The following is a 24,908-nucleotide window of genomic DNA, read 5'->3' on the forward strand; positions in this document are numbered from 1 at the left end:
CATTCTAAAACTCATGTCAATAAAGTGCTTTTCAAAAAAGTTGTCAACGAATTTAACCTTATTTTTAAAAAAGTTAACAATATATTTTGTCATAAAACGGTAGATGCTGAAGAAATATATTTCTCCAGCATCACGCAAAAAAGAACAGATATGAAACTATAATCTGCTCTAAAAAACGATTACATTTATCAAATTTACCTTATTAAATATATTATACATATACTTTCGTTTCTCGTTACATACTAAAAGATAACTATTATAGAAAAAGATTATTATTATGGAACTTCAATTTATTTATGAAAAGTTTATTCAGAGTGCTCAATGCGCAAAATATCTTTTACAAATATATGATGCGGATTTTCATCTTTATCAATCATTGTACATACCGGAGCCTCTTCATCAAAGTATACAATCATTCCTTCTACGTACTGATATGTATGTCGAACTTGTACAGTTACTTTAATTTCTACTGCTTCTTCATATGCTCTTTTTATTTTCTGAAGCATTTTTGCTGAACATTTTCGTTTCTCTGGATACATAACCATTCCCATAAATCGATTGCCGGCTCTATCTTTCCACATATAATCCCAATGTGGTAAAATGCCTTGTTTAAAATCGCCCATAATTCCCCTCTCCTTTATCTTTTATTTATCCCGCATTAAACGTCCGATTGGTGAAAGGCTACTAATCAGTGAGAGATGCCCTGCTGATCAAAATTCCTCTTTATGAACGTGGCGTTTCTGAATATGTATAAATCACTTGCCCGCCTCGCTGTGCGTTACCAATGAAATGCTTAAAGTCTTCTCTATTTACAACAACTTCTCTGAACGTATAAAATACATCTTTCGTAACAACATACTCCTTTATTTCACCATTTTTTAGCTGATCTAAAATTGTATTTGCTAATTCTTTATCCATGTATTTCACCTCTCTGCAATATTTTATTTTATCGTATATTCTATAGGTCAACAACTGTAAATTTATCCCGCTATTTGCAGGTAGTGCGATTGGTGTTGACTACTAATCAGTCGTGGAATGAACAAAAAATCTTACTGATTAACGTTTCACTTTATCTCGTTGTTATGCCATGATTTTATTTTCGTTATTTCGCAAACAATATCGTTTTACTATATGTCCACTAAATATCATATACTAACATAGCTACTTCTCTATATCAAACATTTCGGCATTCAATTATGCAAAGTTCCATACCACTATGCTACAATATACAAATAGAACTAGGAGGGATACTATGATTCGGAAAGCAAAAAAGACAGATGCAATGGCAATAGCTCCTTTATTGTATAATGCTCTGCATGAAATTGCTGAAAAAATCACAGGTAGCACAGATGAAGCAGAAGTATTACTAGGACTTGAGACATGGTTCTCAAAAGAAAATAACCGTCTGAGCTACGAAAACTGTTTTGTCTATGAACAAGACGAGAGTGCAGTTGGAGTTATTGTCGCTTATCACGGTAGTGAAGCAACACAGCTTGACGCACCAATTGTACATCACTTAAGAGAATTACATAAAGATGAATCAATTACGTTAGAAAAAGAAGCTGAGCTTGATGAGTATTACATTGATACACTATCAGTTTCAAGTGCACACGGCGGAAAAGGTATCGGTTCTAAATTAATTGAAGCTGCCGAAATCTATGCAACTGAAAAAGGGCATGAAAAAATCGCTTTACTTGTTAATTTAGAAAACACACGCGCCTATTCACTATACGAAAAGTTAGGTTATAAAAAAGATGAAATTGTTATGCTAGTAGGCGAACCTTATGCTCATCTCGTAAAACCATTAAACGTCAAAATTTCTGTATCTTAAAAAGAAAGCACATGATTTATATAAATCGTGTGCTTTTATGTTAAATTCGTATTTAATATATTTCCATCCATCGCCTCGTGAAACGTATATGTTGTACATCCCCATGGCTTTCTATGCAAAATAGGCGAACCAGACCATCCCATTGCCCTCAGCTCCGTTCCAATCATCGAATTAAAATAATTATGACCTACAAGAGCAATACTTCCATGTACGAGAGCATAACGATGTAATACGTAAGCTGCTTGCCTTGCCCTCTCTCTTACTTCCTTATAAGATTCAACATTTTTATGGTAACCAAGTATCCATAATGCTCGTCCAATACACATCCATACGTTAAGTTTACACTTCAACCATTTTGGCGCATAAAAGCTCGCCGGAACTGCCGCTTCCCTAAAAAGAGAATTTTGTATAAAAGATAAAGAATCCATTAATTCAGCTGCTGACTGTACAGCACACTTTTGATCACTCGTTACAATCAATTTCGCTACTTCAACCGCTTCTCTTGTTTCCAATGGTATAGGTTGTTTTTCTGTTATAGTATGTAAGTCATATCCTTTTATCCATTCATGAAAGGATGTAACCGTCATTGGTTCTATAGTACAATCTAAGCGACCATGACGAATAAAAGAAATCTTCATTCTTTTCACTCTCCATTCATCACTTATGAACTCTATTATGCACTAGTTCTAAACATCATACCACGCAAGAAAATAAAGTTATATACCTTTACATCTCCCCACCACTATCATGTGTTATCGAAGCATGGATACCATCCATCCCATCAAAATATGTACTCGTATCATATTGACGAATCTTTTTTAAATGCATATAAGAAAATAAAAATAAAATTAAAGCTATAACACTCCCCACAAATTCAAACATCATTTTACCGCCTCTAATTTCTCCCACTTCAGCAGGGTATTCTACTTTTTCATTATACCTCGATATAAAGATTCTCGCATTTTTGCTATTTTTTTCAAAAAACATGGATTTTCTACATATTTTCTTACAAAAAGTGAATATTTTTCGAATTTTTACTTTGGAAACATTTACAAAGTAGGAAATATGGTTCAAAATAGGAGGAAATAAAAAAACCCAAATTTATTCTTTTTTTGGGAAAACTGTAACAAGGAGAGTTGCTTATGCAGATCGCAGAAACTGGAGATATCATCGAATTTAAAGGTGGAATGCAAGGCCGTGTTCAAAAAGTAAATCAAAACTCTGTTATTGTTGATATAACAATTATGAAGAATTTTAGAGAACTAGATATGGAACCTCTTACAGTTGTAAGTCATAAAAACTATACTGTCATTAATCAAAATGCATAATATAATAGAAAGAAAGGGCCTGTATAGTATACAGGCCCTTTCTTTCTATTAACGATTATCAATTGTTTCCGGATATAGATCGTGGTTCATCATGCGGTAATCAGCCATTTGTTCATACTTCGTCCCTGGGCGCCCGTAGTTGCAGTATGGATCAATTGAAATGCCACCACGTGGTGTGAATTTCCCCCATACCTCAATATAACGTGGATCCATTAATTTAATTAAATCGTTCATAATAACGTTCATGCAATCTTCATGGAAATCACCATGATTGCGGAAACTAAATAAATACAACTTTAAAGATTTACTCTCTACCATTTTTTGCTCTGGAATATAGCTAATATAAATTGTTGCAAAATCTGGTTGTCCTGTTTTCGGGCATAAACTTGTAAATTCAGGACAATTGAATTTTACAAAATAATCACGGTTTGGATGATTATTATCAAATACCTCTAATATTTCTGGGCTATATTCAAATAAATATTTTGTATTTTGATTCCCTAGTAATGTTACATCTTTTAAATCTTCATCTAATCTTCCTGTCATTTTAAACATCCCTTCTCGTTATACGCCGCGCTTATTTCCCCATACTAACGCATGAAGCTGAGGCAATACTTTTGCATCATTCATCTCTTTACAATTTACAGCTTTATCAATCAGCCATTCATACTTATCTAATAATTTTTTTATAAGCATCGCATCATCCACTGTTTTTGTATCATCGTTTCCTACTTGTAAGAAAAATGGTACCTTTGGATAACGTTCGTGCATCTTAACTGCATATTCAAAATCATGATCATCGAATACTACTACTTTTAAACTAATATCTTTTCCTGCTAGTTTCTGAATAATAGCATCTAACCTCTGAAAATCTGTTTTCATCGTTGAACTTGGTGGTTTTGGAGAAATTGTTATCTCATCAATTTGAAGTAACCAATCTTGCCATTTACTCCCTTGCGTTTCAATTGCCGTTCGCATTCCATTTTCTTTTAATATAGAAAGAAGAAACTCAATATTTTTCAATAATGCCGGATTTCCACCTGAAATCGTAACATGAGAAAAATTTTCTCCTCCAATTGCAACAAGCTCATCCCAAATATCTTCTGGTGTCATCTGTCTAATTTGATCTTTAGCTGATCCATCCCACGTAAAAGCAGAATCACACCAAGCACAGCTATAATCACAACCAGCTGTACGGATAAACATTGTCTTTTGCCCTACAACCATTCCTTCACCTTGAATAGTCGGACCGAATATTTCTAAGACAGGGATTTTACTCATCAAGCATCCACTCCCGTCTTACTTCCGCATAACTAGTCGGCGTCTCAAATAAACGAACAAATTCAACGCGAGCTCCTTTATATTCGTTCACTCGATTCTCTTTTGTTAGTGCTTCTGCCATCTTTTCATAAATCCAAACGACCATATTTTCAGCAGTCGTATTCATTGCAGGTAACGTTTCGTTTAAATAACGATGATCTAGATAAATTTCTATTTCATTCTTCCAAATTTCTTTTATATCTCCAAAGTCAATTGCAAGACCTATTTCATTTACATATCCACTAATTCCAAATACAACTTTATATGTGTGACCATGTAAGTTTTTACATTTCCCTTCATAACAGTGTAAATGGTGTGCTGCATCAAATGTAAATTCCTTGCTGACCATTACTCTTTTATTATGGTATTTGAGTTGTTTACGCTGAATATCCTTGTCCATTTTTTGCAAATTCTCTACGATGCGAAATCCAAAAAAGTTATCCATTAGTTGTTCGCTCCTTCGCGTTCTTGTAGGTACGTATCTAATCCTGCTTTACGAAGTTGACATGCTGGACATTCACCGCAACCATCACCAATGATTCCGTTATAACATGTTAATGTTTTTTCTCGAACAAACTCAAATGCTCCAAGTTCATCTGATAATTTCCATGTTTCAGCCTTATCAATCCACATAAGTGGCGTGTGAATGACAAACGGGTAATCCATAGATAAATTTAAAGTAACATTTAACGATTTCACAAACACGTCACGGCAGTCTGGATAACCACTGAAATCAGTTTCACATACACCCGTTACAATATGACGTGCTCCAACTTGTTTTGCTAATACAGCAGCAAATGATAAGAAGAGTAAATTTCGTCCATCTACAAATGTCGATGGCAATTCACCTTCTTCATGTGTAATCTCCATATCCGTTCTCGTTAACGCATTTGGAGCAAGTTGATTTAATAGACTCATATCTAGTACCGTATGCTTTATTCCTAGTTCTTTTGCAATTTCCGCTGCACAATCAATTTCTAGCTTATGACGTTGATTGTAATTAAACGTTACAGCTTCTACCTCTGCAAACTGCTCTATTGCCCAAAATAAACATGTCGTACTATCTTGTCCTCCACTAAAAACAACAACTGCTTTTTCTTTTTTCATTTCACTCATTCTCCTTCTCTACTATAAATAAGAAGAAAGAACGTTCTTGAACTGTCACAATAAAAAAACAAAACAATACCTAAGGATATTGTTGTTTCCATAGTTTTTTATAGAGGGAGTTCGCGAACCTCTCCCGCGCGGTGCACGGAATTTCTTCTTTCATTGACATAGCTTATTGTAACATATTGTATACTAGCGTAAAAAATTCTGATTTTTCCGCTATTTATTATTTCATTTCTTTCATTTTATAGTATGATTAATTTAATATAAGAAGAGAGGAGGCATCCCACTGAAATCCTTTATTATTTATCTCTTTTTAAATATATTATTCATCCTGATTACGATGCTCGTATATCATTTATTTTGGAATCAAAAAGGGAAACGCTCTCCTAAATTAAATTCAGCTATATTCATTGTACTCTGTTGCCTCGCTACCGTACTCTGTATTACATTTGCAGCAAAAACAAATAATGGTTTTCAATTTGATATGCGCCATATTGTATTAATTGTCGGTACATTAACGGGAGGGCCTATTGCTGGTGGTTCTATCTTAGTTGTATTAAACATATATCGCTTATTATTAGGTGGGGTAGGTGTTTTCCCATCTCTTATCGGTTCTGTTCTTCTATTTATTGTTCTATTATTAACATATAAATTTTTCAATCGAACTTCTAATCGTATAAAAATAACACTTGCTATTATCTACAGTCTCACATACGGATTTAGTTGGATACCCTTCTTCCTTTCAAAGGTTACAAATAAGACTGATTATATACCGCATATTATTGTGTATGAATTATGTTCAATGCTTGGTACGATTCTAATTTTATATTTACTACACATATTACAAACTCAAGTTCGTCTCCAAAATGAACTTATAAATGCTGAAAAGTTTCATTTAATTGGTGAAATGGCAGCGTCTATCTCTCATGAAATTCGCAATCCATTAACTTCAACGAAAGGTTTTTTACAACTGTTACAATCAGATACATGCACTGAGCAGGAACGAAAATTATATATCGACATTGCCATTAATGGCATCGAACAAGCAAATCATGTTCTTACAGATTATTTAACCTTTGCTAAACCAAGCATTGAAAAAGAACAAACATTACAGCTAGAAGAAGAATTACTACATGCATTGTCGCTAATTACACCGCTTGCTAATTTAACAAATGTACGTACTCATTATATAAAGCAAAGCACTTCTTTTTTTATCGCTGGAGAAAAGCAAAAACTAAATCAATGTTTATTAAATATTTTAAAAAATTGCATTGAGGCTATGCCAAAAGGCGGTGATCTTTATTTCACATTAGTTCCTGATCATAAGCATATTCAGTTATATATAAAAGATACAGGAGTCGGTATGGATTCAGAACAAGTAAAACGTCTTGGTTCGCCCTTTTATTCAACGAAAGAAAAAGGTACTGGACTTGGAATGATGGTCGTATTCAGTGTTGTTCAAGCTATGAATGGAAAAATTGATATTATAAGTGAAAAAGGAATCGGTACAACCTTTTTATTAACTTTTCCACTCATACAAAAAACGTGATGAAATACTCATCACGTTTTTTCTGTTCCTTCAACTAATTCAGCAAAAGCTTTCACTTTTCCGTGCGGTTGTTGATTTTCTTTACGTGCTTTCCAGGCGCGCTCTTCTTCTCGCTTCTTCTTAGACATGTTTTTTCAACTCCTTCTTTTCTTTCTTATTTCTCCATGTAGTATTCCAAAATAAGAAAGAAAACTATGCACGTATCAAAAAAGAAGTGGTTTCCCACTTCTTCCACTTTAGCGTTGCAAAATTGCATGTTTCGCCTCTTTTAACTGCGTAAGATGTCTTTGTTCATGCAAATCAAGAAATTGAACCCATTGATACAAATTCAGATCATTAAAAACAGGATGCTTTAATCCATTTTCAAATAGATCTTTTTCATCTATAACACTATGAAGCGCGTGTAATAGTTCTTGGCGTGAATGTTCTAGCAATTGAATTCCTTGCTGTTTTTTCATTAAAGTTTCTGTTGGTTGCATTTGCTGAGGAGCTTCTCGTTTATGTGTGCGATCAAGCGTAAGTTGGAGGTCTTTAAATGGAGTCATGTTTCTTTCATTTTTTTGTAAAGCATATACAAGGGCAGACGTGACAGATTGTTCAACTAAATGCAAGTGGTGTAAAATTTGAATAATACTCCATTTATCACGGCGTGGCTTTACATTCACTTCTGTGTCATTTAACATTTCAATTTCTGATAATAGCGTGCTTCGAGTAGCCTGTAATGAGTTTACTAAACTTTCTAAACTTACATCCATATTAGATTGAAGCATACTTGTTCCCCCCTTTTGTTGGTGAAAAGAGGTGCTCCTTATTAGAAACACCCCTTTAGTATTCTGAATTTTCTTTTATTATCTCATCATTTTCCCATTATGTCGATGTTAAACATGTGAAAAAAAGCGCATGTTTTTTACAATTTTGTGTCGTCAATCGCATGTAACCATGCTTCAATTTCTGTAATAACACTTTTCACACAGCCTTCAGCAAATGGTGATGTTAAATTTGCAACCTCTACTAATTCTAAGAACGATTTACTTCCACCTTGTTGACACAGATTCACATAATCTTCCCACGCCTCTTGTCTATTATCTCTTGCACGTTTCCAAAATTGTAGCGCACAAATTTGAGCAAGCGTGTAATCAATATAATAGAACGGTGAGCTATAAATATGCCCTTGACGTTGCCAAAAACCACCGCGCTCTAAATAATCATTCTCCTCATAATCACGATGTGGTAAATATTTCTTCTCTATGTTACGCCATGCTGTCTTACGCTCTTCAGGTGATGCTTCAGGATTTTCATATACATAATGTTGATATTCATCAACAGATACACCATAAGGTAAAAACAGAAGTGCTGAACTTAAGTGAGAGAAGTAATATTTATCTGCATCTTCTTCAAAGAATAGCTTCATCCATGGCCATGTAAAGAATTCCATACTCATAGAGTGGATTTCACACGCCTCATATGTTGGCCAATTATATTCTGGAATTTCAAATTTACGACTTTCATATACTTGGAAAGCATGACCTGCTTCATGTGTTAATACATCAATGTCACCAGATGTTCCATTGAAGTTTGAGAAAATAAATGGCGCTTTATAATTCTCAATATATGTACAATATCCGCCACCAGCTTTTCCTTTTTTCGCAACTAAATCTAATAAATCATTATCTAGCATGAAATTGAAAAATTCATCTGTTTCAGCCGATAACTCTTTATACATTGTCTTTCCATGATCAACAATCCAATCCGCATCTCCTTTTGGAGTTGGGTTACCTGTAGCAAACTCAAAGTTTTCGTCGTAATAAGCTAACTTCTCTACACCGATACGTGCTTGTTGTCGCTTTCTTAATTCCTTTGTAACGGGAACGATATAATCTAGCACTTGCTGACGGTAATTAGCCACCATCTCCGCATTATAATCTGTACGGTACATTCTTGCATATCCAAGTTCAACAAAGTTTTTGAAACCTAAAGATTTTGCGATTTTCGTTCTCACTTTAACAAGCTCATCATAAATACGATCTAGTTCTTCCTCATTTCCAGCTAAAAATCCGTAGTATGCTTCACTTGCTGCTTTACGTTCGCTTCTTTCTTTTCCTTGCATAAACGGAATCAGTTGCGATAACGTTCTTTCTTCTCCAGCAAAGTCAATTTTTGCAGATGCTAATAACTGTGTATATTGCGATGATAATTTATTTTCTAATTGTAAATCTTTCACGACTTCATCTGAATATGTTTTTAAATCACATTCTGCTAGAGCAAATAATTGTTTTCCATAATACGCCTCTAATTCTTCACGAAATGGAGAATTAATGAGTGCCTTATAATATTTTGTACCATATCCTTGTACAACTGGAGAGAATTCATCAAAGAAATCCTGCTCCTCCTTATAAAAAGTATCCGTCGTATCAACAGAATGGCGAATGTAACAAAGGTTTCCCATTGTACCAAAATCGTTGCGAATCTCATTAATTGAATGAATGACTTGTTTTTGTTCTTCTACAGTTTTTGCGTTATCAAACTTCTCTAAAGCAACAGTAAATTTCTTTTTTAACTCTTCAATATTTGGGCGTTTATATTCATAGTCTTTAAATGACATGAACGAGCCTCCTCTCCATTACATACCTTTATTATAATTCAATACGTATTCTTGAATTCCCTCTTAATTTTCAACAAATTTCGGCAGTGATTGCCCTGAGCTCATTACAAATAAAAAAGCCTTGGATTTATTTATCCAAAGCTCCTTTGGAACATATTATTTTTCATACTTCCCAATTTTTTTTAATAAATCAAGTAATTCATCTTTTTCATCTTTCGTTAACATTTCAAAAGACTGATGTATAACTTTCTCATGCCCCGGAAAAATAGAAGCAATAAAGTTCTCGCCAGACTCAGTTAATTGCGCGTAAATAACACGTCTGTCATTCGGACATGGAATTCTCTTTACTAATCCCTTTTTCTCCAGCTTATCTACAACATATGTAATGCTGCCACTAGCTATTAAAATACGCTCACCAATTTGCTGAAGTGGTTGACCGCCTTTATGATATAGCAGTTCTAATACAGCAAATTCAGTTGGATTTAACCCGTTACTTTGTATAGATTTATTTGTAGTATCCATAACAGAACGATGTACACGAGATAATGCAATAAATACTTTTAAAGATTGAGAAATATCTTCTCGTTCATTATTTGATGTCATACAACTTTCAACCCTTCACTTAAATTCTCAGCAATAAAAAGAAAATGCCAGTTCATACTTCCTGTGAATTCCGAATGAGCATTCACTCATCCATTTCCTCTCCCCTAATATATTAAGGATCATTCTTGAATAAAAACATGACAATTTTAACATAGTTTATATATAATGATAATAAAAAAAGAAGGAGTACCAAATTTGAAAGTCAAATTCCAAAGCATAATTGTATATATATTGCTTGTTATCCTACCGACAATAGGGATTGGTGCTACATTTTATTCGTATCATACATATAAAATGAAACAGGAAAACAAATTATCTGCTCATACAGTTCTCTTTTTATATAGAGATTATTTGGATCATCATCTTGGTGAAGCAATTTCTGCTTTAGACATGCTTGCAAAAGTTGTAGGCACCGAGACTGGTAATATAAATGGTATTAAACAAATTGTACATGATACAGATGGAAACGATGCACGCTTTTCTGGTCTATATTACGCTACACCAGAAGGAGTCATTACAATCGCATCTGAAGATGAATCAAAGCCTATAGATGTTTCAGACCGTAAATATATTCAAGACGCGCTCCAAACTAAAAAAACCACTGTATCATCAGTCATTACTGATCGCGTTCTTGGACATAAAGCTATTATGATTGCTGCCCCCATATTTAATAAACAGAAGGAGCTCTCAGGATTATTATTAGCTAGTTTACGCTTTGATTACATTTCATCTTCTTTAAATGCCATTAAACCACAATACCATTTTGAGGTAACTGATAAACATGATGTAGTTTTTCTAACCGATGATAATAACGACACAAGTGATACGCATTCTAATATGCTTACTACCCCACTCCAAAGATTAAATTGGAAGGTCTCTGTTTCTCCATTACCTATTCATCAAAAAACCTTATACCAGTGGGTTGCAATAGAGTGTATAGCTACTTTATTTTTAATGTCTATTTTATTTTTACTTGCTCAATATATGTTGTTAAAACGTCAAACAAAAATTGAAAGGCAACAAAATGAACTACAAAAAATTGAATTAGTTGGAACTTTTGCAGCGAGTACAGCACACGAAATCCGTAATCCTCTTACTGGAATTAAAGGACTCGTCGCTCTATTAAAAGAGAAATATAAAGATGAGCAAGATCAGTTCTACTTTTCCGTAATTGAACAAGAAATAGAGCGAATCAATGAAATTGTAAGTGAATTTCTTATTCTCGGAAAGCCAACCGCCATCATCGAACAAACGTATGATGTAAGAAAAATTCTAAATGAGGTAGCATTAATTATTCAATCTGAGGCGAATTTACATAACATTGTATTCCATTTACATTTGCCAGACCATCCTGTTCATATCCGTTGTTCGAAAGACCATATGAAACAAGTGGTTTTAAACATTACAAAAAATGCAATTGAGGCCATGACTTCTAGTGATACACTAACCATTGTAGTAAAAAACAATGAAACACACGCACAATTGCAGATTATAGATACTGGAAAAGGGATTCCGCAACATATTCAAAAACACCTCTTTCATCCGTTCTTTACTAATAAAGATACTGGAACAGGTCTTGGACTTGTCATATGTAAACGAATTGTAGAGATGTATAATGGGCATATTTTTATTGACAGTACAGAAAACGAAGGAACAACAGTTCATATCGAAATTCCGTTACACATAGTATAATTATCCTTATCCTATAAGGGTAATTATACTTATTTCATAAAACCAGCCACAAGCATTCGCCAAAAATTATTTGATTTTCCTTCATACCCGATTTGGAAAATAGGTATTTTTATAATTGAAAACCATTTCGGTGTTTGTTTTTCTTTATAACATTGATATTGTAAAATAAGCTTGTCCAATTCTTGACTAACTTGAATTGTCTCCCTACTATTTAGCCCACTTGTTAATCCTAGTTGAATCATTTCTTCACGTTTCATATGAATATCACGTGAAAGCTTTTCTAATGTGTACTTCCTTTTTACAGTAAACATCCATATCCCCCTTATTATACTTCCATGCTCTTAACTTCACTTCTCCATTGACTTTTTTAACTACTTAATCATATGCAAATTTGAAGAATCAGAAATTTTAACATTTTCTCCCTGTAATTTACAAATCTTTACCCTCACTTTGAGAATTATTACAAATTATTCTATCTTTGTAAATACATTCGCAATAATAGACATTTTTTTCATCTTGTTTTTTTATAAATGCTACGTAAACCGGGGATTCTTAATTTTCCACCTACTTTTCTTCGACATTTTTTGTTTAATTTATATAAAAAAGCAAAACATAATGATGATTGATAAAGTGAAACTTTAATCAGTGTTTTTTGTTCAGCCCCCACTGATTATTAGCATTCACCAATCGGGTAGGCAGTGAATCTCCCACCTATCCAGCCCAATGTTGAGGTGGGAGTCTTACTCCCCACAAATAGCGGGATAACAATAGAAAGGAAATATTTATATGCGAAAATATACGATTGCATTATTCATCATTGTTTTGTTTTTACCGTCCTTCTTATTTCCTATTCAAGCAAATGCTCATACGAATAAAGTTGCTATTGTCATTGATGATTTCGGAAATAATATGAAGGGGACTAATCAAATGTTATCACTTCCCATTCCACTCACTGTTGCTGTTATGCCTTTTCTTCCTTCCACAAAAGAAGATGCAATAGCTGCCCATAAGAAAGGCCATGAAGTTATTATACATATGCCAATGGAACCTATAAAAGGTAAAAAAGAATGGCTTGGGCCGAAAGCAATTACAACTGATTTAAGCGATGAAGAAATAAACAACCGACTTGAACAAGCGATTCAAGAAGTACCGCATGCAATTGGAATGAACAATCATATGGGGTCAAAAGTAACAGCGGATGAAAGAATTGTTCGCCTTATACTTGCTGCTTGTAAAAAACACGGTTTATTTTACTTAGATAGTAAAACGAATCCTAATAGTGTCGTCCCAAAAATCGGAAAAGAATTAGGAGTTCCTATTATTGAAAACCAACTATTTTTTGATGATGTGTATACAGCAGGACATATTTCAAAACAAGCCCAATTACTCATCAAAAAAATTCAAGAAAAACCTATTATGGTAGCTATCGGGCATGTGGGCCCTCCAGGTGAAATTACATCACGCGTTATTGAAACTTCTATCCCTAAAATTCGTGAGCATGCAGACTTTATTTTCTTATCTGATCTAGCATTATCCCCGCCTCCTGTTTCAAAATAAAGTTCATTACTCACATAAAGTGAAACTTTAATCAGCCCTCACCAATTGGGCTTTTATGGGCAATCCGTCCCCCCACTTAACTTCTTTACTTGCGCTGAATTTTGAGGCTCGGATTTTACTGCCCACAAATGGCGGGACAAAAAAGTACCTATCTATATATAACAGATAGGTACTTTTTTTAACTTAAATATAATCTACATGACTCACTCTGAATCCTTTTTTCTCTATTTTTCCGATTAATTGCTTTAATCTTGTTTCATCTAACTCATCTGATATATTTACAATAACGCGGCGGATATATTGATCACCGTTATCTAACGTAAATAGGCCACCGATATTATATGCTTTTAACAATGTCCCAAGCTCTTTAATCGTTCCCTTACAATCTTGTGTTGCAATTGTTAATATATAACCACCTGTTCGCATACCAAATGAATCTTCAATAACATCAAATATATTCGAATGCGTTAACATACCGACAAATTCATTATAATCATTTAGCACGGCTAAAAACGGAAGCCGACGAATTACATAAAAAGCTCTGAAGAATGAATCCTTTTCAAAAATAAATGCATTGGAATCATCAAGCATATCCCCTGCACTTACATGCTCTAATCCGCTATTGCATTTTTTTTCTAATAAATCTACTTTATAAATAATCCCCGTGAATTTCTTCTCATCTTCTGCTAATACCGGGATGGCTCGAAATCCCGTTTCGTTCATCATTTGCAGTGCCTCTTCACCAGAATCATTTATCTTGCAAAATGTTACTTGCTGCTTTGGCAGAAAATGATATTTAACTCGCAAAATATGTTCCTCCTTACATGTCAACATGTAATCTATATATAATAAGGAGACCTATATTTTATGAGTGAAATTATTTTTAAAACGCTTTCATTTGTTTATTAACTTGTATCCATATCACATCCATTTTTATATAACAGAGCTCCTTGCACCCTTAATCATTAATAACTTTACATGATAGTTCATTAAATATTCTATACCCTCTAGCCATTTTTTCGCTTCTTCTGGCGTTTTTCCCCACACAATCATGCCGTAATTATGAACAAGAACTACTCCTCCACCTTCAATGAAATTCGGAACATTGCTTTCTAATAAATCAGCGAATTTTTTTTCATCTTCTACAATTGGAATTGTCATTTCTGTTATACCTTCTTTTCCGAAAACACGCTCCACACTGCGTTTATCGAACGTTACTTCTCCTTCTTCCCCATATAACTCTGATATTAAATGACTATCTACAGTCTGCACTTGTAAAATACATCCTGCACTACTTTTTTTATAAATATCCGCATGCATAAATGACTCTGCAGCTGGTTTTTCTTCATTTTCAAATACTGACTCGCACATGCAATTTACGACAATAAAATCTTCTTCCGAAAATAGCCCTTTATCTCTTCCCTCAACATTTACTAAAAATGTTAACGGCTCTTTTGACGTACATAGCGATAAGCTAATTTTGGTACCATAAAACCAATCACGAAGTGCCAATTCAGATTTCACATCTTTTAATTCATTCCATTTCTTCAGAAAAAATAACATTTCGTCACCCCCGGCATAATATTCATATAAGGTTCGAATCCTTTCTATGTAAAAGGAATATTTTTTGATTATTCTAAAAATTTAATTGAATTATCACATGAGAACGCTTTTTTGTCAATATAGTTTCGTGGTTCTTCTTTAAAATAGGCTATTCATATGTCTATACTCCTATCTATTTCATTTTGCACATAAAAAATACGCTATTCTTTAATTAAAGAATAGCGTATTTTCCTCATTTTTTATTCCGCATTAACGGGCAGCCCGATTGGTGAGGGCTACTAATCAGTGGGGAATGAACAAAACCCCCACTGAATAAAGTTTCACTTTATTTCTTTATTGCATTATACAAAAACTGCGCGTATTGTTCACGTGTTACGAAATTATCTCCTAAAAAATTCCCTTCCCCGTCGCCTTTTGATATTTTATTATCCACTAAAGCTTTCACATATCCTTTCGCCCAATGGCCATTTGGTACATCTTTAAAATTCTCTGCACTATTTTCATTTTCTTTTAACTGAAATACTCTTTGTAGTACTACTGACATTTCATATCGAGTTAATACTCCATCCGGACGGAACATACCATTTCCATAGCCTGTCATAATTCCAGCTTGAACCACTGCATCAATAGCCGTTTCATACATATTTCCTTTCGTATCTATAAATGCCGTTTTTTGTTCTAGATTATTTTCTAATTTTAAATACCTTTGTATTAGAAGTGCTACTTGTCCACGAGTAATGTTATCACCAAATCCAAATTCACCATTTCCATAGCCTATAAATAATTTTTCTTTCGCTAAGTAATTAATTGCTTCTTCTGACCAATGTCCCTTTGGTACATCTTTAAATTCTACCACTTCTGTTTTCTCATCTTCTTTAGATGTATTACCGTCTTTACTTTCTACTACATTTTGAATAACAGATCCTGTAAAGAAGATTCCTGTATCCGCGAATGGATCTTTCACACCAAATTCATATACTTTCTCACCTGGTGTACTCCATTTCACTACACCATTACTATACGTACCATTATCGCTCTTCAGACGGATTTTCGTAGAAATCTCACCATCTTTTTCATATATAGGTACTTTTACTTCTTTATTTACTTCTGTTTCCTCTAAAAATACTTTTTGATTTTGGACATTAATATAAGCCGTCTTACTTAGTTCTATAACTGGTCGGACATCACGGATTTCATTTGCAACAAAACTTAGAAATACTAATTTTTTTAAATTACTAACTGGTGATAAGTCTGAAATATAATTCGCTTCTAAATCAAGCTTTTGTAAGTTTACTAAACTTGATAATGGAGTAATATCCTTTAACTCATTGTTAGGTAAGTGTAATTGTTTTAACTGTGTCATCTTACTTAGAGGAGTAACATCTTTTATTTCATTTTTCCCGATCCACAATTCTTCTAATTGCTTCATTTGCTCAATGCCGGATAAATCTTTAACTTTATTACGTGTTAATACTAAGTCTGTTAAAGGTAATGAATATAACGCTTTAATATCTTCAATTTGATTACCTGCTAAAGTTAAGTATGTTACATTTTTCAAAGCGCTTAATGGAGCAACGTTCGTAATTTTATTATTTGCTAAATTCAAGTAATCTAGTTGTTCCATTTTCGCTAATGCTGTTACATCTTCTATTTGGTTGCCTGATAGATATAAACTTTTTACATTTTTCATTTCAGTTAGTGGTGCAACGTTTGTAATTTTATTATTACTTAAATCAAGAGATTCTAAATTATCCATCTTAACAAGTGGCGTTACATCTGCAAATTCATTACCACGCAAAGCTAAATGATTTAATTGCTTTAAGTTCGCAAAGAACGACGGGTCTTTTATCTTCGCATTCGCAACTGTTAAAGATTTTAAATTTGGCATATATTTTAATGCACTATAATCAAGTATCTCATTTGTATTTAAAAATAAATCCTTTACTTGTAATAACTCTTCTTTCGTAATTGGTGTATTTAAATCTTTTCTATTAAATACTTTTTTATTCACAAGTTCTCTTAATTTGTTATCTGTTATCATATTTTGATTATCAACTGGATTATCCGTTTCCGTATTTCCTGAATTAGAGTTATCATCTGGTTTCTCTGTTTCTTTGTTACCTACAGTTGGATCTTTAATTTCAAATTGAACTTGATATTTGTGATCATATCCAATAGCTGGAATAAGTATATGCATTTGCATATTGTGCTTCTTCTCAAACTCGCCAATTTCAAATTGAACTACCTTCGTTCCATTCTTCCTCTTATCTTCTGACAAAACCTTCACATCATGAAATACACCAGGCTGGTTTTTATCTTCTATTCTAAGATATTGAAAATAATCGCTATCTTGCATTGTTACAGTGACAATTTTTTTGCCAGCTGCAATCGTTACTTTAGGATCTTTTATATATTGAGAAACCATAGATGGCTCATCTTTTTGGTCCTTATATATTTTAATCTCAGTATCATACGTGCGATCACTCGCTGCTGCTACCGATTGATTTGCTTCAACTTTTAATGCCGCTAATGCTGGAGTAGAATACGTAGCAAATGGAATTGCTAATGTTGTCGCTACTACTAGCGCCTTCATATAATTTTTTTTCAAAATAATATCCCCTATCATATACAATTTTTATAATTGATAACCATTATCAATTACCCACAAATAAATGATAATGAATATCATTATCATTGTCAATGAGAATATTACATTAAATTTATATTTTTAAAGATAAAAAATAAAAAGCCCTTTATTCAAAGGGCTTTTTTACCTATCGTATGAAGAATTTCACTTTTTTCCTTCTCATTGATGACACCAATTTTTTGCAAAATATTCGCGTACAATACAAGTTTATTATATATTCGTTCTGACATGTTCTCCCTTCTTTCCTTCGACCAACTTTTTTTGTATTGGTAAATTATATGAAAGAGATGAGAAAATGTGTCCACTTTTTGCATAAATGCAAATCTTTTATTTTACGATTTGCAGACAATAAAACTCCCTCCTAAAAATTAGGCGGGAGTTTAGGTACTTTCACTTTATTTAACAAACTGTCCACTGAATATTATGCTTCATAAGTTCTTCTTCAAAACTATATGGCATTTTTTTATCACAAATTACATGTTGAATACGTGAAAATGCTGCTATACGATAATTCCCTTTCACGCCTACCTTCGTATGATCACATAAAATATATGTCTTCTCAGCTAATTTCATCATCGCCTCTGACAATTTCGCTTTCTCTAATTCAAAGCTGGAAACTCCAAAACTAGGTAATAACCCATCAATCGAAACGAACGCTTTATGAAAATGGAATTGCTGTATTACTTGCTGAGAAATAGACCCTGATACACGCGAATGCTTTGGAGATACTTTTCCACCTATAAATAAAACTTCACCGTGAAACATCTTTTTATTAATAGAAGAAATTAATTGTGTTGCGACTGGAAATGAACTTGTTACAATCGTTAAGTTTTTACGATGAACAAGGTATGGAACCATTTGAAGCGGTGTACTTCCATCATCAATTGCAATGACATCACCATCTTCTACAAATGTCGCTGCTTTATAACCAATTCTTTTCTTCTCTTCTATATGTAGCATTTCTCTTTCTAACATTGGCGCCTCTACCCCAGCGCCTGGAAGTTGAACAGCTCCACCATACACTTTTTTCAGCTTCTTTTCACGATCTAATTCTTCTAAATATCGACGAATCGTTTCTGTTGATACAGCAAATTCTCTCGCTAATTCTGAAACCTTTACTTTTCCTTTAAATTCTACCTTTTCAAGAATGGTTCGCTTTCTTTCTTCTCCTACTACAGACATAGATTCACCTCATTTATATCTCCCTCATAAGCTTCCTTACTTATACAAAGTTATAATTTTCTTTGTAAGTAGAAACTTCTTCATGAATATGAATACCGCGCTTTGCTAGTTCATCAAAAATTAATTGTGGATTTTCAAAAGCTTCTTCAGGCGTAACAACACCCACCCTACTTACATTTCCAGTTGCAATTAACTCTGCAGCAATCCCAAATGGAATACCGACGTTTCTCGTATACGCCCTTAATTTTTCCCATCCTACAACAGAACCATCAGATAACGGATGTGTATGATATAACACATGTCTTTGCTTCTCATTATTTTTCATACCTATTACTTCTACATGAAGTGCATAACCATAAAGCTCTGTTTCTTGTCCTTCTTTCGATTGCAATAAATACTGCGAAATACAATCCATAATGCCTATTTCTTTCCCGTTTATTTCAATCTGATCATTACGCAATATGCCGTAATCATATAAAGCACGTACAAGTTGCATATTTTGCTTCGGCCAAGTTCCTCTCGTCTCTATCAGTTTGACACCTTTATTTTCTAGTGCCTTTGCTAACGTAATCGTTTCAGAATGCGGAATGATATACTGCGTTTCCTTACCATAAGGCGCTGGCAATTCTATTTCTCTCGGACGCGCAAACGGAAGTACTTGTTTAAATTCACCATCTTCATACACTGTACGCGATGGTAAATGTGGATCATATTCATATGTCGTTGTCTCTGTAATTGAAGCAGAAAAAGCAATCGGACGATACGAACCGTGACTTACGCGGACAGACTCTACAGTATCCAGTTGATTTGCTGCATGCATTGCCATCATTTGCGTTACACCTGGCGTCATACCAAACCCAGGCAAACATGTTTTTTCATTTTGAACAAATATAGCATGCGATTCATTTTCTTCACCAAATCCATTTAAGTTCACACCATGACAGCCTGCTTCTGCAATACAGCGAGTCGACAATCCATTTAGCTTTATCGTCGTACCGTCCATTACAATGTCATAACCTTTCATTTTTGCAACCGTATCCTCGTGATTTGTTACATCTACTTTTACAAAATCAACACGAGGATCGTTGAGCCATTCTACTACTTTACGGCCCTCTTCCTCGTTAAAATCGGCTACAGTAATCGTCTCAAAAGATGAAAATTGAACTAAATCCAAAATAGCTTCACGACAAATTTTACCTGCTCCACCTAAGCAAAATACTTTCACCCAATAACAACTCCTTTAGCAATACTATCAACTAAGCGATTAATATCTTCTTCATGTACATCACCGATATTTCCAATGCGGAACGTATCTACTTTCGAAATTTTCCCAGGGTAAATAACAAATCCATAACGCTTTAATTCGTTATATAACTGTTGAAACTCAAACCCCTCTTTTGGATAAATGAAAGATGTAATAATAGGAGATTGATATTTCTTATCTACTAGTGGCTTAAATCCGATTTCTCCCATTCTATTCACTAGTAGTTTTTGATTGTTGTAATATCGATTGTAACGTGCTCTTACTCCACCTTCTTTTTCTAGCTCAAGTAGCGCTTGATAAAAAGCATGTACAACATGTGTAGGTGAAGTAAAACGCCATTTCCCATTTTGTTTTTCCATCGTTTCCCACTGATCATATAAATCAAGAGATAAAGAGCGTCCTTGCCCTTTACACTTCAATAATTCATCACGTTTTGCGATTACAAATCCGAATCCAGGAACCCCTTGAATACACTTATTTGCACTACTAATTAAAAAATCAATTTGTAAATCAGCAATGTCTATTTCAATCCCGCCGAAACTACTCATCGCATCAACAATTGTAACCTTTCCATACTGCTTTCCTAATTTACATACATCTACAATTGGATTTATAATGCCTGTCGTTGTTTCACAATGAACAACTGCAATATGCGTAATCTCTTTATCTTCTTCCAATAACTTTTCTACTTCTACAATATTAGTAGGTTCCCACTCTTCTGTTTGGCTGACCACTACATCAATCTGTAACATCTCTGCCATTTGTACAATGCGCTTACCGTACGCACCATTTGTACAAACGAGAAGCTTCCCATTTCCCGGAATAACAGAGCCAATTACTGCTTCAACTGAAAACGTACCGCTTCCTTGCATTAACACTGTTGTATATTTCTCTTCTTCCTTCGTCGCTAACGATACAAGTTTAGCTCTTACTTCTTGCACCATCGTATTATATTCAACATCCCACGTACACCAATCGTATAGCATAACTTCTTTTACTGATTTTGTTGTCGTTAATGGTCCTGGTGTTAATAATAAGTAGTGATTTTCATTCATGATCCCGTACCCCTTTTATGAAATAATAAGTTCTTGTTTCTCGATATGTTCCATTACGTTTTCAAGCTCCTGCATCGTTTCAATCGTAAAATGAGCCCCATTTTCAACAAACCGATTACGAACTATTTCTATTTTTTCACGAAGCTCTACCGAATCCATACTCTCCACTTCCTCTTCCGTTAAACCGAGCTCACTACTTCCAAGAATTACACCAACTGTCCACATTCCAGCATTTCTACCTTCTTTCATATCTGATACTGTGTCCCCTACTTTTATCATATGGTTCATCGGATACACACCAAGTTCCATTGCATTTTTATAGCACATCCATGGGTATGGGCGGCCTGCTGGAACATCATCTGGCGTAACAAGAAAATCAGGTTTATATCCTTGTAACGCTGCTTCCTTTGCTACAATTTCCATCATTTCTCTCGTATAGCCCGTTGTTGAACCGATTTTAATGCCTCTCTCACGTAAAGAAGCGATTACTTCTTTTACCTCATCAATCGGCGTAGCATAACTTGGTAAAATAGAAAAGAGAATTTCTTCAAACTCTTCATACATCTCATGAATGTCTGCTTCTGTTGGTAATTGACCGAAGACACGCTTCCACTCATCCGCAATACGAGGCATTTCTGTTAGTGCCCTTACATGATCTATTTTTAATAATCCCATTGGCTTACGTGCTTCTTCTGCTGTAATTTCAACGCCACGTTTTTGAAAAATCTTCATGAATACTTCTAGCGGTGCAAAACATCCGTAATCAACCGTCGTACCTGCCCAATCAAAAATAACTGCTTCAATTTTCATTCTGTCCATCACCCTTCTTACTTATCTTTTTTGCCATTGTGAAGTTCGGTTACGAAGTGCTTTCGTTCCCCATTCATATACAACTCTCACTACAATATTTGTAACAACAATAAGTACACTCATTGCAGCTGCTGGTGCTACATTTCCTGCATCATCCATATTTACGATTGATACGGCAGCTAGTTTAAAATCAGCTGCATATAGGAATACAACTGCCGATACAGTTACCATTGAATTTACGAAGTAGTACATTACCATTTCTAAAATTGCTGGTAAACACATTGGTACTGTTACTCGGAAGAATGTTTTATAAAACGGAATACCCATCGACTGCGAAACAAGCTCAAACTCTCGGTCTAATTTCTTTAAGGCAGTCGTTGCCGTGACAAATGTTACAGAATAAAAATGAATGATATTTACTAGTACTAATACAGCGATTGTTCCGTATAAAGAATGAAACGGATTCGTTACTGATAGTCCAAGAATTTGAATCGTTGGTTGACTAAAGAAAAAGACATATCCTAATCCGAGTACTAAACCTGGTATCGCTAACGGCACTATAGAGAAAAAGTAACCTGTTTTTCTGAAAAATTGTAGCTGGTCTATTTTCTCAATTGCATATGCGAATACAAATGTTAAAATCGCCCCAATAACTGCTGTAACTGCTGAAACAATTACGCTATTTTTAAATGCTTCAAGTCCATCTCCTGTTAAACTTGAAAAATTAAAATGCTCAAATGTAAAACTCATATTATATGGCCATACTTTCACACTTGCAGCAATACCAACTGCAACAAATAATAGAATGATCATAAGTGTAATCACACTACAATATATGAATGAGATTACATCTCTTTTCTTATTAGCTATTATTCTGTATGGTACTGCTTTTGAAGATAAGAAATTCGCCTGCTTTCTTTGCGTAATACGATCAACTACAAATGCGAATATAGCTGGGATTAATAAAATCATTCCGACAGTTGCACCCATCGGCATATTTTGCTGTCCAATTACTTGTTTGTATACGTCAGTAGCAAGCACATTATATTGACCACCAACAATTTTCGGTGCCCCAAAATCAGTAAAACTAAGTGTAAACACAACAAACATTGCACTAATTAATCCGTACTTTACACTAGGTAAAGTAACCGTGAAAAATTGCTTTGTTTTACTCGCCCCTAACATATTAGAAGCTTCATATAAACGATAATCAGATCCTTGGAAGGCAATTAGCAATATAAGAAAGGCTTGTGGAAATGTATACATAACTTCAGCTATTACAATTCCTACTGGTCCATATAAAGGGATTTGTATACCTTCAAATAAACCAAACATTCCTTTCGTTACTAGCCCTTGATTACCAAATAAATATGTAAGTGCTATACCGTGCATCATCGTTGGTGCGAACAATGGTAATAACGCTACATACTGAAATACACGCTTTCCAAAAACATTCGTACGGGCAATTGCATATGCGTAAACGAATGCGATTGCAACTGAAATAATTGTTGTTGCGCCAGAAATCCATACTGTATTTTGTAAAGACTGAACTAAAGTTGGTGTTGTGAAATATTTACTGAAATTCGCTAAACCAACGAAAACTCCATCTTTATTATAAAAAGCTTGTGTAAATAGTTGTAATAGCGGTAATACAAGTATGATAAGGAAAGAAAAAATCATAACGATAATTACGAGCCTTTGGATCCATTCCTCTTTCCCTATACTTCTCTTAATCTTTTTTTTCGTACTTTCTACCTTATAGTTTTCTAACATCTCCATCTATACAATGACCTTCTTTCCATATGACAACATATGATTTTCTGAGAAAGAGATTTGAATCGGCTTTCCTTTTCTAATAGCCGTTGCTTCTACTTCTGATGCTAATATATCCACTACAATTTTCTCATTATAAAGGTGTGTGTTTTCTTCTAAGACTCGCACTTCCGTCCGATATACAGATCCGCGAAATTCCATACTTTCCACAACTGTTTTAATACCGTCCTTTTGTACAATTGTTACATGTTCAGGACGAATTGCATGTTCTTCGTTATTTTTCGAAAAGAAATTAATAGAACCAATAAAATCTGCCACAAACGGATTGGCTGGTCTTTGATAAATCTCCTCTGGTGTTCCAATCTGCATAATTTCCGCATGATTCATTACAACAATTTTATCAGCCATCGTTAATGCCTCTTCTTGATCATGCGTTACCATAATCGTCGTTACTCCTATTTTCTCTTGCAAATCACGCATTTCCCTACGTAATTTTTCACGCACTTTTGCATCTAAAGCTGATAACGGCTCATCGAGTAACAAAATATCTGGAGACAGAGCGAGCGCACGTGCAAGTGCTACTCGCTGCTGTTGTCCACCAGACATTTGAGCAGGATATTTATCTTTTACATTCAGCAAATCTACAAGTTTTAACGCATCTAGCGCTTTCTCTTTCACTTCTGCTTTCCCATATTTTTTTGTCTTTAAGCCGTATTCAATATTTTCAAGTGCTGTTAAATTCGGAAATAAAGCATACGATTGGAAAACCATTCCGAAGTTTCTCTTTCCAGGAGGCAATGCTGTAATATCTTTTCCATTCACAGCTATACTGCCAGTCGTTGGTTCCTCTAGTCCCGCTAAAATGCGAAGCAACGTCGTTTTCCCACAGCCACTCGGGCCTAATAAACAAACAAACTCATTTTTGTTCACAGTAAAAGAAATATCTTTTAATGCTGTAAATGCATCAAACTGTTTTTGAATGTGTTGAATTGATAAATATTCGCTCATTTTTCTCTCTCCCA

The 24,908-nt window shown here is 34.3% G+C and carries 27 protein-coding genes and 1 riboswitch; of the genes, 5 read left to right on the forward strand and 22 right to left on the reverse strand.

Features of this window, described 5'->3' with window-relative positions; translation table 11 throughout:
• Positions 1-305: 305 nt before the first annotated feature.
• Positions 306-623: a hypothetical protein gene (locus tag MR107_RS07310; protein WP_000502205.1), complete on the reverse strand. Its 318-nt coding sequence runs from the start codon at positions 621-623 to the stop codon at positions 306-308.
• A gap of 100 nt (positions 624-723) precedes the next feature.
• A complete protein-coding gene (locus MR107_RS07315) occupies positions 724-918 on the reverse strand; it encodes a hypothetical protein (RefSeq protein ID WP_000356684.1) in 195 nt (64 codons plus the stop codon).
• Between the two features lie 334 nt (positions 919-1,252).
• Between MR107_RS07315 and MR107_RS07320 the strand changes: the two genes are divergently transcribed.
• Positions 1,253-1,831, forward strand: a complete 579-nt coding sequence (locus MR107_RS07320; RefSeq protein WP_000619542.1) for a GNAT family N-acetyltransferase — start codon at positions 1,253-1,255, stop codon at positions 1,829-1,831.
• A 35-nt stretch (positions 1,832-1,866) separates the two neighbouring features.
• On the opposite strand, the gene MR107_RS07325 is transcribed toward MR107_RS07320, so the two are convergent.
• Together MR107_RS07325 and MR107_RS07330 are read right to left on the reverse strand one after the other, a co-directional pair.
• Positions 1,867-2,469, reverse strand: coding sequence for a hypothetical protein (locus MR107_RS07325; protein WP_000703104.1), 603 nt, complete (start codon positions 2,467-2,469; stop codon positions 1,867-1,869).
• A gap of 88 nt (positions 2,470-2,557) precedes the next feature.
• Positions 2,558-2,818, reverse strand: a complete 261-nt coding sequence (locus MR107_RS07330; RefSeq protein ID WP_000464657.1) for a hypothetical protein — start codon at positions 2,816-2,818, stop codon at positions 2,558-2,560.
• 155 nt (positions 2,819-2,973) lie between these two features.
• Here MR107_RS07330 and MR107_RS07335 point away from each other — a divergent pair, with 155 nt between their 5' ends.
• A complete protein-coding gene (locus tag MR107_RS07335) occupies positions 2,974-3,159 on the forward strand; it encodes a YkvS family protein (RefSeq protein ID WP_001165082.1) in 186 nt (61 codons plus the stop codon).
• Between the two features lie 48 nt (positions 3,160-3,207).
• Here MR107_RS07335 and queF read toward each other — a convergent pair whose 3' ends face one another.
• From queF to queC, 4 genes are read right to left on the reverse strand one after another with little or no spacing between them, the layout of a single operon-like run.
• Entirely contained in the window at positions 3,208-3,705 is a 498-nt protein-coding gene (queF, locus tag MR107_RS07340; RefSeq protein WP_001986050.1) for a preQ(1) synthase, read from the reverse strand.
• 18 nt (positions 3,706-3,723) lie between these two features.
• Positions 3,724-4,440 (reverse strand): 7-carboxy-7-deazaguanine synthase QueE, encoded by a 717-nt coding sequence (gene queE, locus MR107_RS07345; protein ID WP_000036294.1) that lies wholly within the window; start codon positions 4,438-4,440, stop codon positions 3,724-3,726.
• Positions 4,433-4,924 (reverse strand): 6-carboxytetrahydropterin synthase QueD, encoded by a 492-nt coding sequence (gene queD / locus MR107_RS07350; protein ID WP_000368414.1) that lies wholly within the window; start codon positions 4,922-4,924, stop codon positions 4,433-4,435. Before queD ends, queE begins: the two co-directional genes overlap by 8 nt.
• Positions 4,924-5,586, reverse strand: coding sequence for a 7-cyano-7-deazaguanine synthase QueC (gene queC / locus MR107_RS07355; RefSeq protein ID WP_000711595.1), 663 nt, complete (start codon positions 5,584-5,586; stop codon positions 4,924-4,926). Before queC ends, queD begins: the two co-directional genes overlap by 1 nt.
• 93 nt (positions 5,587-5,679) lie before the next feature.
• Positions 5,680-5,723: riboswitch (PreQ1 riboswitch) on the reverse strand.
• Between the two features lie 206 nt (positions 5,724-5,929).
• Between queC and kinB the strand changes: the two genes are divergently transcribed.
• Positions 5,930-7,138 carry a sporulation sensor histidine kinase KinB gene (gene kinB, locus MR107_RS07360; protein ID WP_048655979.1) on the forward strand — a complete coding sequence of 403 codons (1,209 nt, stop codon included), beginning with the start codon at positions 5,930-5,932 and terminating at the stop codon, positions 7,136-7,138.
• Between the two features lie 11 nt (positions 7,139-7,149).
• Here the strand turns inward: kinB and MR107_RS07365 are convergent, their stop codons facing one another.
• The 4 genes from MR107_RS07365 to MR107_RS07380 all read right to left on the reverse strand — a co-directional run bounded on the left by MR107_RS07365 (position 7,150) and on the right by MR107_RS07380 (position 10,343).
• Positions 7,150-7,266, reverse strand: a complete 117-nt coding sequence (locus MR107_RS07365; protein ID WP_000038355.1) for a DUF6254 family protein — start codon at positions 7,264-7,266, stop codon at positions 7,150-7,152.
• Positions 7,267-7,374: 108 nt separating this feature from the next.
• On the reverse strand, positions 7,375-7,908 hold the full coding sequence (locus tag MR107_RS07370) for a DinB family protein (RefSeq protein WP_000941961.1): 534 nt from the start codon (positions 7,906-7,908) through the stop codon (positions 7,375-7,377).
• Between the two features lie 137 nt (positions 7,909-8,045).
• Positions 8,046-9,740, reverse strand: coding sequence for a M3 family oligoendopeptidase (locus MR107_RS07375; protein WP_242292220.1), 1,695 nt, complete (start codon positions 9,738-9,740; stop codon positions 8,046-8,048).
• A 156-nt stretch (positions 9,741-9,896) separates the two neighbouring features.
• On the reverse strand, positions 9,897-10,343 hold the full coding sequence (locus tag MR107_RS07380; protein WP_000203336.1) for a MarR family winged helix-turn-helix transcriptional regulator: 447 nt from the start codon (positions 10,341-10,343) through the stop codon (positions 9,897-9,899).
• 195 nt (positions 10,344-10,538) lie between these two features.
• On the opposite strand from MR107_RS07380, the gene MR107_RS07385 reads away from it, so the two are divergent.
• Positions 10,539-12,035, forward strand: coding sequence for a DUF3149 domain-containing protein (locus MR107_RS07385; RefSeq protein WP_000865068.1), 1,497 nt, complete (start codon positions 10,539-10,541; stop codon positions 12,033-12,035).
• 29 nt (positions 12,036-12,064) lie between these two features.
• Here MR107_RS07385 and MR107_RS07390 read toward each other — a convergent pair whose 3' ends face one another.
• Positions 12,065-12,346, reverse strand: coding sequence for an aspartyl-phosphate phosphatase Spo0E family protein (locus MR107_RS07390; RefSeq protein ID WP_000495536.1), 282 nt, complete (start codon positions 12,344-12,346; stop codon positions 12,065-12,067).
• A 475-nt stretch (positions 12,347-12,821) separates the two neighbouring features.
• Here MR107_RS07390 and MR107_RS07395 point away from each other — a divergent pair, with 475 nt between their 5' ends.
• Positions 12,822-13,592 (forward strand): divergent polysaccharide deacetylase family protein, encoded by a 771-nt coding sequence (locus MR107_RS07395; RefSeq protein ID WP_001234107.1) that lies wholly within the window; start codon positions 12,822-12,824, stop codon positions 13,590-13,592.
• Positions 13,593-13,775: 183 nt separating this feature from the next.
• Here the strand turns inward: MR107_RS07395 and cbpA are convergent, their stop codons facing one another.
• The 9 genes from cbpA to MR107_RS07440 form a co-directional block, all read right to left on the reverse strand.
• Positions 13,776-14,399, reverse strand: coding sequence for a cyclic di-AMP binding protein CbpA (gene cbpA / locus MR107_RS07400; RefSeq protein ID WP_001264208.1), 624 nt, complete (start codon positions 14,397-14,399; stop codon positions 13,776-13,778).
• Between the two features lie 126 nt (positions 14,400-14,525).
• Complete coding sequence (locus MR107_RS07405; protein ID WP_000896006.1) at positions 14,526-15,155, reverse strand: class II aldolase/adducin family protein; 630 nt, start codon at positions 15,153-15,155, stop codon at positions 14,526-14,528.
• 325 nt (positions 15,156-15,480) lie between these two features.
• On the reverse strand, positions 15,481-17,781 hold the full coding sequence (locus MR107_RS07410; RefSeq protein WP_078386599.1) for an NEAT domain-containing leucine-rich repeat protein: 2,301 nt from the start codon (positions 17,779-17,781) through the stop codon (positions 15,481-15,483).
• A 420-nt stretch (positions 17,782-18,201) separates the two neighbouring features.
• Entirely contained in the window at positions 18,202-18,984 is a 783-nt protein-coding gene (locus MR107_RS07415; RefSeq protein ID WP_000117666.1) for a DeoR/GlpR family DNA-binding transcription regulator, read from the reverse strand.
• 40 nt (positions 18,985-19,024) lie between these two features.
• A complete protein-coding gene (locus MR107_RS07420; RefSeq protein ID WP_000862163.1) occupies positions 19,025-20,209 on the reverse strand; it encodes a saccharopine dehydrogenase family protein in 1,185 nt (394 codons plus the stop codon).
• A complete protein-coding gene (phnW, locus tag MR107_RS07425; RefSeq protein ID WP_098771124.1) occupies positions 20,206-21,303 on the reverse strand; it encodes a 2-aminoethylphosphonate--pyruvate transaminase in 1,098 nt (365 codons plus the stop codon). The genes MR107_RS07420 and phnW overlap by 4 nt, the downstream gene beginning before the upstream one ends.
• Before the next feature lie 15 nt (positions 21,304-21,318).
• A complete protein-coding gene (gene phnX / locus MR107_RS07430; RefSeq protein WP_000687399.1) occupies positions 21,319-22,113 on the reverse strand; it encodes a phosphonoacetaldehyde hydrolase in 795 nt (264 codons plus the stop codon).
• Positions 22,114-22,134: 21 nt separating this feature from the next.
• Positions 22,135-23,892: a putative 2-aminoethylphosphonate ABC transporter permease subunit gene (locus MR107_RS07435; RefSeq protein ID WP_000425532.1), complete on the reverse strand. Its 1,758-nt coding sequence runs from the start codon at positions 23,890-23,892 to the stop codon at positions 22,135-22,137.
• The gene (locus MR107_RS07440) at positions 23,893-24,894 is read right to left on the reverse strand and encodes a putative 2-aminoethylphosphonate ABC transporter ATP-binding protein (RefSeq protein ID WP_000006197.1); all 1,002 of its coding nucleotides are present in this window, start codon (positions 24,892-24,894) and stop codon (positions 23,893-23,895) included.
• Positions 24,895-24,908: the final 14 nt, after the last annotated feature.

The organism is Bacillus cereus group sp. BfR-BA-01441 (assembly GCF_022663075.1).
Taxonomy (GTDB): Bacteria; Bacillota; Bacilli; order Bacillales; family Bacillaceae_G; genus Bacillus_A; species Bacillus_A cereus.

Coding starts and splice junctions, on each gene's coding strand:
- MR107_RS07310 (WP_000502205.1), bottom strand. CDS start 623: ATGGGCGATTTTAAACAAGGCATTTTACCACATTGGGATTATATGTGG.
- MR107_RS07315 (WP_000356684.1), bottom strand. CDS start 918: ATGGATAAAGAATTAGCAAATACAATTTTAGATCAGCTAAAAAATGGT.
- MR107_RS07320 (WP_000619542.1), top strand. CDS start 1,253: ATGATTCGGAAAGCAAAAAAGACAGATGCAATGGCAATAGCTCCTTTA.
- MR107_RS07325 (WP_000703104.1), bottom strand. CDS start 2,469: ATGAAGATTTCTTTTATTCGTCATGGTCGCTTAGATTGTACTATAGAA.
- MR107_RS07330 (WP_000464657.1), bottom strand. CDS start 2,818: ATGTTTTTTGAAAAAAATAGCAAAAATGCGAGAATCTTTATATCGAGG.
- MR107_RS07335 (WP_001165082.1), top strand. CDS start 2,974: ATGCAGATCGCAGAAACTGGAGATATCATCGAATTTAAAGGTGGAATG.
- queF (WP_001986050.1), bottom strand. CDS start 3,705: ATGACAGGAAGATTAGATGAAGATTTAAAAGATGTAACATTACTAGGG.
- queE (WP_000036294.1), bottom strand. CDS start 4,440: ATGAGTAAAATCCCTGTCTTAGAAATATTCGGTCCGACTATTCAAGGT.
- queD (WP_000368414.1), bottom strand. CDS start 4,924: ATGGATAACTTTTTTGGATTTCGCATCGTAGAGAATTTGCAAAAAATG.
- queC (WP_000711595.1), bottom strand. CDS start 5,586: ATGAAAAAAGAAAAAGCAGTTGTTGTTTTTAGTGGAGGACAAGATAGT.
- kinB (WP_048655979.1), top strand. CDS start 5,930: ATGCTCGTATATCATTTATTTTGGAATCAAAAAGGGAAACGCTCTCCT.
- MR107_RS07365 (WP_000038355.1), bottom strand. CDS start 7,266: ATGTCTAAGAAGAAGCGAGAAGAAGAGCGCGCCTGGAAAGCACGTAAA.
- MR107_RS07370 (WP_000941961.1), bottom strand. CDS start 7,908: ATGCTTCAATCTAATATGGATGTAAGTTTAGAAAGTTTAGTAAACTCA.
- MR107_RS07375 (WP_242292220.1), bottom strand. CDS start 9,740: ATGTCATTTAAAGACTATGAATATAAACGCCCAAATATTGAAGAGTTA.
- MR107_RS07380 (WP_000203336.1), bottom strand. CDS start 10,343: ATGACATCAAATAATGAACGAGAAGATATTTCTCAATCTTTAAAAGTA.
- MR107_RS07390 (WP_000495536.1), bottom strand. CDS start 12,346: ATGTTTACTGTAAAAAGGAAGTACACATTAGAAAAGCTTTCACGTGAT.
- MR107_RS07395 (WP_001234107.1), top strand. CDS start 12,822: ATGCGAAAATATACGATTGCATTATTCATCATTGTTTTGTTTTTACCG.
- MR107_RS07405 (WP_000896006.1), bottom strand. CDS start 15,155: ATGTTATTTTTTCTGAAGAAATGGAATGAATTAAAAGATGTGAAATCT.
- MR107_RS07410 (WP_078386599.1), bottom strand. CDS start 17,781: ATGATAGGGGATATTATTTTGAAAAAAAATTATATGAAGGCGCTAGTA.
- MR107_RS07415 (WP_000117666.1), bottom strand. CDS start 18,984: ATGTCTGTAGTAGGAGAAGAAAGAAAGCGAACCATTCTTGAAAAGGTA.
- phnW (WP_098771124.1), bottom strand. CDS start 21,303: ATGAATGAAAATCACTACTTATTATTAACACCAGGACCATTAACGACA.
- phnX (WP_000687399.1), bottom strand. CDS start 22,113: ATGAAAATTGAAGCAGTTATTTTTGATTGGGCAGGTACGACGGTTGAT.
- MR107_RS07435 (WP_000425532.1), bottom strand. CDS start 23,892: ATGGAGATGTTAGAAAACTATAAGGTAGAAAGTACGAAAAAAAAGATT.
- MR107_RS07440 (WP_000006197.1), bottom strand. CDS start 24,894: ATGAGCGAATATTTATCAATTCAACACATTCAAAAACAGTTTGATGCA.